The sequence below is a fragment of the Dietzia sp. DQ11-44 genome, assembly GCF_014145205.1.
Taxonomy (GTDB): Bacteria; Actinomycetota; Actinomycetes; order Mycobacteriales; family Mycobacteriaceae; genus Dietzia; species Dietzia natronolimnaea.
The window spans coordinates 1-6,008 of sequence record NZ_JAALEC010000084.1 but is presented as its reverse complement, the minus strand read 5'-3'; the positions used below and the strand labels follow the sequence as shown (position 1 = coordinate 6,008).

Genomic DNA, 6,008 nt, shown 5'->3' with positions numbered 1-6,008 from the left:
GTGGCTGGAGGACGGCCCGCTCCACCTGACCGCCGACCGGTTGCAGGAGGCCGTCGCGCAGGTCCGCGCCTGGATCGAGTCCCACTCCGAGGCGGTGGCCGCGGGCGCGGTCCAGTTCGGGCACACGGCCGTCGACGCGGTGGCCGGTCTGCTCATCTGCCTGGTGGCCCTGTTCTTCTTCCTCTACCAGGGGGAGAAGCTGTGGGCGTTCTTCGTCGGGTGGTTCCCCCGCGCGAGCCGCCTCAACGTCGACCGCGCGCTGCGACAGGGCTGGGGCAGCCTCGGCGCCTACACCCGGACGCAGCTGACCGTGGCCGCGATCAATGCCACCGGGGTCGGGCTCGGTGCGCTGGTGCTGCGCGTGCCCTTCGTGATCCCCATCGTGGTGGTGGTGTTCCTCGCGTCGTTCGTCCCCATCGTGGGCACCCTCGTCGCGGGGCTGATCCCCACCGCGCTGGCGCTGGTGGACCGGGGACCGGTGATCGCCATCGCGATGCTGGCGATCGTCCTGGTGGTCCACCAGGTGGAGTCGCACGTGCTGCAGCCCGTCCTCATGGGTCACGCGGTGGCCCTTCACCCGCTGGCCGTGATCGTGGTGGTGGCCTCGGGCACCTACCTGTTCGGCATCGTGGGAGCGCTGTTCGCCGTCCCCGTCACCGCCATGGTGAACACCGTGGTGCGGTACCTGGCAGGGGGGACGGGCGGGGACGTGGACCGGGAACCCGCCGAGGGGCCGGGACTGGTGCCCGACCGCGCCGTGGTCTCCGGGCCGGACGACGACTCCGGACCTGACGACGACGAGCCCGCGGTGCCCGGCGGCGACCCCGCCACCCGCTGACCCACCACCCCCACCGAGAGGAACCGATGACCTTCAGCATGGAACTGACCGACGAGCAGCGCGAGCTGCAGGGCTGGGCCCACGCCTTCGCCGAGGAGGTCATCCGGCCGGCCGCCCGCGAATGGGACGAGCGCGAGGAGACGCCCTGGCCGATCATCCAGGAGGCCGCCAGGATCGGGCTGTACGGCTACGAGATCATGGCCACGCTGCGGCAGGACGACACCGGTCAGTCCTATCCGATCCTGTGCGAGGAGCTGTTCTGGGGCGACGCGGGGATCGGCTTGTCCATCATGGGCACCGGACTGGCCGCGGCGGGCATCGCCTCGGCCGGGACCACGGACCAGATCATCGAGTGGGTGCCCCGCTGCTACGGCACCGAAGCCGAACCGGCGGTCGGCGGGTTCTGCTCGTCCGAGCCGGAGGCCGGGAGCGACGTGGGCAACATGCGCACCCGGGCCCGTTACGACGAGGCCACGGATGAGTGGGTGATCTCCGGGCAGAAGGCCTGGGTGACCAACGGCGGGGTGGCCTCGGTCCTCGTGGTGCAGGCGGTGGTGGACCCGGAGCTCGGTTCCCGCGGCCAGGCCGCCTTCGTCATGGAGGCCGGGACCCCCGGGATCGAGGCCGGACCCCGACTCAAGAAGCACGGCCTGCGCGCGTCGGCGACCGCCGACATCTTCTTCGACGACGTCCGGGTGCCGGGCTCGGCGCTGCTGGGCGGCAAGGAGAAGCTCGACGAGAAGCTGGCCCGCGCCCGGGAGGGCGAGCGGACCGGGGGCCAGGCCGCCATGGCGACGTTCGAACGGACCCGACCCACCGTGGGCGCGATGGCCGTGGGCATCGCGCGGGCGGCACACGAGTACGCGCTCGAGTACGCCAAGGGGCGGGTGGTGTTCGGCCGACCGATCATCGAGAACCAGGCCATCTCGTTCCTGCTCGCGGACATGGCGGTGGAGATCGACGCCTCTCGACTGCTGGTCCGCCGGGCCGCGTGGTTGGGCGCGACCCGGCAGCCCATGGCCCGGGCCGAGGGCTCCATGTCCAAGCTCAAGGCCGGCCGTACCGCCGTGTGGGCCACCGAGCGCGCCATCCAGATCCTCGGCGGGGTGGGGTACACCCGCGAGTACCCGGTCGAGCGGATGCACCGCGACGCCAAGATCTTCGACATCTTCGAGGGCACCGAGCAGATCCAGCAGCTGGTGATCGCCCGCGCGATCTCCGGTCAGCGGTTGCCGTGACGGCCGTCGAGGTGGTGCGGGCGAGCGTGGTCCGCGCCCCGCGCGACGAGGTGTGGGCGCGCGTGGTCACCGCGGACGGGGTCAGTGACGAGTTCCGGCCTCTGCTGCGGATGCGCTTTCCCGCGCGACTGGCGGGGGCCTCCATCGCGGACGTGCCGCTGGGTCGGCCGATCGGGCGCGCGTGGATCCTGCTCGGCGGGGTCATCCCGGTGGAGTACGACGACCTGGTCCTGGTCGACCTGGAGGCTCCCCGGTTCTTCCAGGAGCGTTCGGAGCTCGGGTCGTGTCGGGTGTGGGAGCACCGCCGAGAGCTCGAATCGCTGGCCGACGGCTCCACCCGCGTCACCGACACCCTGCGGGCCGTACCGCGTGCGCTGGTGCCCGGATCGGTCGTCCGTGTGGTGGTCGGGGCACTGTTCGCCCACCGGCACCGGCGGCTCGCGCGGGAGTTCGGATGAGCGTCCGGGCCGGATGTGATAGAGAGAACTGCTCCCCGGGGCCCTGATGGCGCACAATGGGTCGAGGTGCTCCTTGCGACGAGGTACGGCGCGGAGACCGTCCCCGAGGGGGAATGCGACATGCAGAACAGCGATGTGCACAAGACCGAGATGCAGCGGACAAGGCTCCACGGACGCGAGCTGGCGTACCGCGAGGCGGGAGCCGGCGAGGGCAAGCCGACGCTGCTCCTCATCCACGGCATGGCGGGCAGTTCCGTCACCTGGCGGGAATTGATCCCGCGTCTGGAATCGAGGTTCCACATCATCGCCCCCGACCTGCCGGGCCACGGGGAGAGCTCCCTCGACTTCGACGACTACTCGCTCGGGGCGATGGCCTCCGCCCTGCGCGACCTGCTGGTGGTCAAGGGCATCAGGCGGTGCACGGTGATCGGCCAGTCGCTCGGTGGCGGCGTGGCCCTGCAGTTCGTCTACCAGTACCCCGACTTCTGCGAGCGCATCGCGCTGATCGGCAGCGGCGGCCTGGGCAAGGAGGTCAACTGGATCCTGCGCCTGCTCGCGGTCCCCGGAGCCGAGCTCCTGCTGACCGCGGGTGCGGCCCCGTTCCTGGTGTCCGCCGGGGACAAGGCCCGCGGGTTCCTCACCGGCAGGGGAGTCCGCGCGATCGCGCTCGAGGAGCCGTGGGCGGCGTACGAGTCGCTCGGCAGGCCCGGGCACCGTCGCACGTTCTTCAAGACCCTCCGCGCGGTCGTGGACAACAAGGGGCAGGCCGTCTCCGCCAGCAACAGGCTCTATCTGGCGGCGCAGTTGCCCTTCCAGCTGATCTGGGGCGACCGCGACCCGATCATCCCCGTCTCGCACGGACACACCACCCACGAGGCGATCCCGGGCAGCCGGCTCGCGATCGTCGAGGGCACCGGGCATTATCCGCACGTCGAGGATCCCGCCGCGGTCGAGCGGATCCTCGTCGACTTCATGGAGTCGACCGAGCCCGGCCACATCGACCACCAGCTCCTCGGTGAGCTCGTGACCGCGGGCGGCGACGAGGCCCGATAGGGGACCGCCGATCCGACAGGGCCCGGCTGGAGATGACGGCGGCCCCGGCCCCGTCGTGGGGGCCGGGGCCGGCTCGGGTCTGTCAGGCGTCGGTCTCGACCGTGTCGCCGCCCGTCGCGACGTCGTCGCCGGTGGCGTCGTCGGCAGCGGTGTCGTCCGAAGCGGTGTCGTCGCCGTCGGTCTCGGTGCCGTCGGTGTCATCGTCCCCCGGGATCTCGGCGTCGATGCCACGGAGGATGTCGATCGCGCCCGCGATGTCGCCGGTCATCGCGGTGGAGATGGCCAGGTCGGCGTTCGCCTCGCACTCCTCGCCCGACAGTCCGGGCGCGACGCCGCCGACGGAACCGAGGAAGTCGTACGCGGAGATCGTGCCGCAGAGCTGCTGCGCGATGTCCGAGACCTCGGCGGGGGTCTCGGCGCCGTCGATGTCCGTCTCGACGGTCGTGGGGGCGCCGACCGACCCGCTGTCGAGCCCGGGGAGATCGCTCTGGGCGGCGGCCAGTCCCGCACCGGAGAAGGACAGGGCGGCAGCGGAACCGATGATCGCGATGGTCTTCTTCATGGTGGTCACCTTTCGTTCGGGCGCCGGGGTCTCCCGGAGACACGGCGGTCACCGTAACGGCGACAGTGCCAGCGTGCTGTGACCGCGATCACTCCCCGTCGGAGCCCGGTCGGTGGAATGTCGTGATGCGCTGGAGCGACGGCGCCCGGACAAATTCTTCTTCATCTCGCGGAGTGTTTGCCGCGTCGACGCTCTCCGGGGATGCTTGTCCCATGAGTGGAACCGCCGAGATCTATGACGCCGTCCTCAGCCCGGGCAAACTCGAGTTGCTCCGGGCGTGGATCCGCCACCAGTCGTGGTTCGACGGTGACCCGACGCGGCTGGAGCAGGTGACCGCCTACCGGTTCGTCGACCCCGACGGCGAGGTGGGCATGGAGGCCTTCCTCGTCTCGGACGGTGCGCGCACGTTCCACGTCCCCGTGACCTACCGGGGGGCGGAGCTCCCGGGGGCGCAGGACGCACTGGTCGGGACGCTCGAACACTCTGTCCTCGGTCGTCGCTGGGTGTACGACGCGCCGGCGGACCCCGTGTACGTGACCGAGGTGCGGCGGGTCGTCAGTCACCGCGACACCGCCGCCGACCATCTGGCGGTGGAGGACGGCACGGTCACCCCGTCGCCCGTCAACGTGCGGGGCGGTGGGGACGGGGCGACGGGCGACAGCGACGCCGATGCCGCACCTCAGGTGATCCGGGTGATCTCGGAGGAGAACGACGCCGAGGCTGACCGCCCCCTGATCGGCTCGCCGGGCACGCTCAGCGGGACCTGGGAGGACGCCGACGGCTCGCATTCCGCGGTCTTCGTCGTCGTCTCCTAAGACCTGTCGGCTAGGGCCTGGCGGCCAGGACCTGTCGGCTAGGACCTGGCGGCTAGGGCCTGGCGGTGCAGTTCTTGCCGGGGGGCGCCGTCCGGCCCCGGGGGCGTCACCGGGCCGGACGGGGGTCCTCCCGGCCGGGCCGGGCGGGGACTCAGGCCTGCTTGATGGCCGAGAGCTCGATCTCGAGGGTGACCTTCTCGGAGACGAGCACGCCACCGGTCTCGAGCGCCGCGTTCCAGGTCAGGCCGAAGTCGCTGCGGTTGATGACCGTGGTGCCCTCGAAGCCGGCGCGGAGGTTGCCGAACGGGTCGGTGGCGGTGCCCTCGTACTCGAACGGGATGGTCACGGACTTGGTGGTGCCCTTGATGGTGAGGTCGCCGGTCACGTCGACGCCGCCGGAGCCGTTGGCCGCGATCTTCGTCGAGCGGAAGGTGATCTCCGGGTGGTTGTCCATGTCGAAGAAGTCGTTGGACTTCAGATGGCCGTCGCGGTCGGCGTTGCGGGTGTCGATCGAGGAGGCGGTGATGACGACCTCGGCGGTCGCGCCGTCGACTCCCTCCGCGGGGACGGTGACCGTGCCCGTGTAGTCGTTGAACGACCCGCGGACCTTGGTGACCATGGCGTGGCGGGTGACGAAGCCGAGGCGGGTGTGGGTGGGGTCGATGTTCCAGGTGCCGGTGAGGTCGGTGAGCGTCGCGGTCATGGTGACTCCTTCGGTGGTCCCCGGCTGGACACCGGGGCGATTGGTTGTTGTGTCACCTACAGTAGCGCCTCAATGGTGATGCGTCAACAAGAAGTTCGGAGAAATTCGGATGAGTTCGGATCGGTCGGTCACCCCACGTGACGGCGCAGGAAGTGCAGCGCGTGGGTGACCGCGAGGTCGTGACACGGCCGGCCGGGGAAGAGGTCGAAATGATCGCCCGGGTAGTGGCGCACCTCGGCGCGGGCGGCGAACGCCGCGGTGCTCGCGGCGTGCGGTGGGGCGCTCCGGTCCAGGTCGGCGATCTGGACCAGCACGGGGGTCCCGGCGAGCTCCGCGGCCTT

7 protein-coding genes and 1 pseudogene are annotated in these 6,008 nt (G+C 70.9%); 5 read left to right on the top strand and 3 right to left on the bottom strand.

Annotated elements, in window-relative coordinates; genetic code table 11:
- The 4 genes from G6018_RS02560 to G6018_RS02545 form a co-directional block, all read left to right on the top strand.
- Positions 1-838, top strand: an 838-nt coding sequence (locus G6018_RS02560) for an AI-2E family transporter (RefSeq protein WP_182638627.1), incomplete at its 5' end; no start/stop codon positions are given.
- A 26-nt stretch (positions 839-864) separates the two neighbouring features.
- Positions 865-2,076: an acyl-CoA dehydrogenase family protein gene (locus tag G6018_RS02555; RefSeq protein ID WP_182638626.1), complete on the top strand. Its 1,212-nt coding sequence runs from the start codon at positions 865-867 to the stop codon at positions 2,074-2,076.
- Positions 2,073-2,534 (top strand): hypothetical protein, encoded by a 462-nt coding sequence (locus G6018_RS02550; RefSeq protein ID WP_179524057.1) that lies wholly within the window; start codon positions 2,073-2,075, stop codon positions 2,532-2,534. The genes G6018_RS02555 and G6018_RS02550 overlap by 4 nt, the downstream gene beginning before the upstream one ends.
- 150 nt (positions 2,535-2,684) lie before the next feature.
- On the top strand, positions 2,685-3,587 hold the full coding sequence (locus G6018_RS02545; RefSeq protein ID WP_182638628.1) for an alpha/beta fold hydrolase: 903 nt from the start codon (positions 2,685-2,687) through the stop codon (positions 3,585-3,587).
- Between the two features lie 82 nt (positions 3,588-3,669).
- Here the strand turns inward: G6018_RS02545 and G6018_RS02540 are convergent, their stop codons facing one another.
- A complete protein-coding gene (locus G6018_RS02540) occupies positions 3,670-4,149 on the bottom strand; it encodes a hypothetical protein (RefSeq protein ID WP_182638625.1) in 480 nt (159 codons plus the stop codon).
- A 212-nt stretch (positions 4,150-4,361) separates the two neighbouring features.
- Here G6018_RS02540 and G6018_RS02535 point away from each other — a divergent pair, with 212 nt between their 5' ends.
- Entirely contained in the window at positions 4,362-4,964 is a 603-nt protein-coding gene (locus tag G6018_RS02535) for a hypothetical protein (protein ID WP_179524059.1), read from the top strand.
- Positions 4,965-5,115: 151 nt separating this feature from the next.
- On the opposite strand, the gene G6018_RS02530 is transcribed toward G6018_RS02535, so the two are convergent.
- Positions 5,116-5,667 carry a YceI family protein gene (locus tag G6018_RS02530; RefSeq protein ID WP_179524060.1) on the bottom strand — a complete coding sequence of 184 codons (552 nt, stop codon included), beginning with the start codon at positions 5,665-5,667 and terminating at the stop codon, positions 5,116-5,118.
- Positions 5,668-5,795: 128 nt separating this feature from the next.
- Positions 5,796-6,008, bottom strand: a pseudogene (locus tag G6018_RS02525) (alpha/beta hydrolase); the annotation flags it as partial.

Bases quoted from the DNA above. Each gene is read 5' to 3' on its own strand.
- G6018_RS02555 (WP_182638626.1), top strand. From the start codon at position 865: ATGACCTTCAGCATGGAACTGACCGACGAGCAGCGCGAGCTGCAGGGC.
- G6018_RS02545 (WP_182638628.1), top strand. From the start codon at position 2,685: ATGCAGCGGACAAGGCTCCACGGACGCGAGCTGGCGTACCGCGAGGCG.
- G6018_RS02540 (WP_182638625.1), bottom strand. From the start codon at position 4,149: ATGAAGAAGACCATCGCGATCATCGGTTCCGCTGCCGCCCTGTCCTTC.
- G6018_RS02535 (WP_179524059.1), top strand. From the start codon at position 4,362: ATGAGTGGAACCGCCGAGATCTATGACGCCGTCCTCAGCCCGGGCAAA.
- G6018_RS02530 (WP_179524060.1), bottom strand. From the start codon at position 5,667: ATGACCGCGACGCTCACCGACCTCACCGGCACCTGGAACATCGACCCC.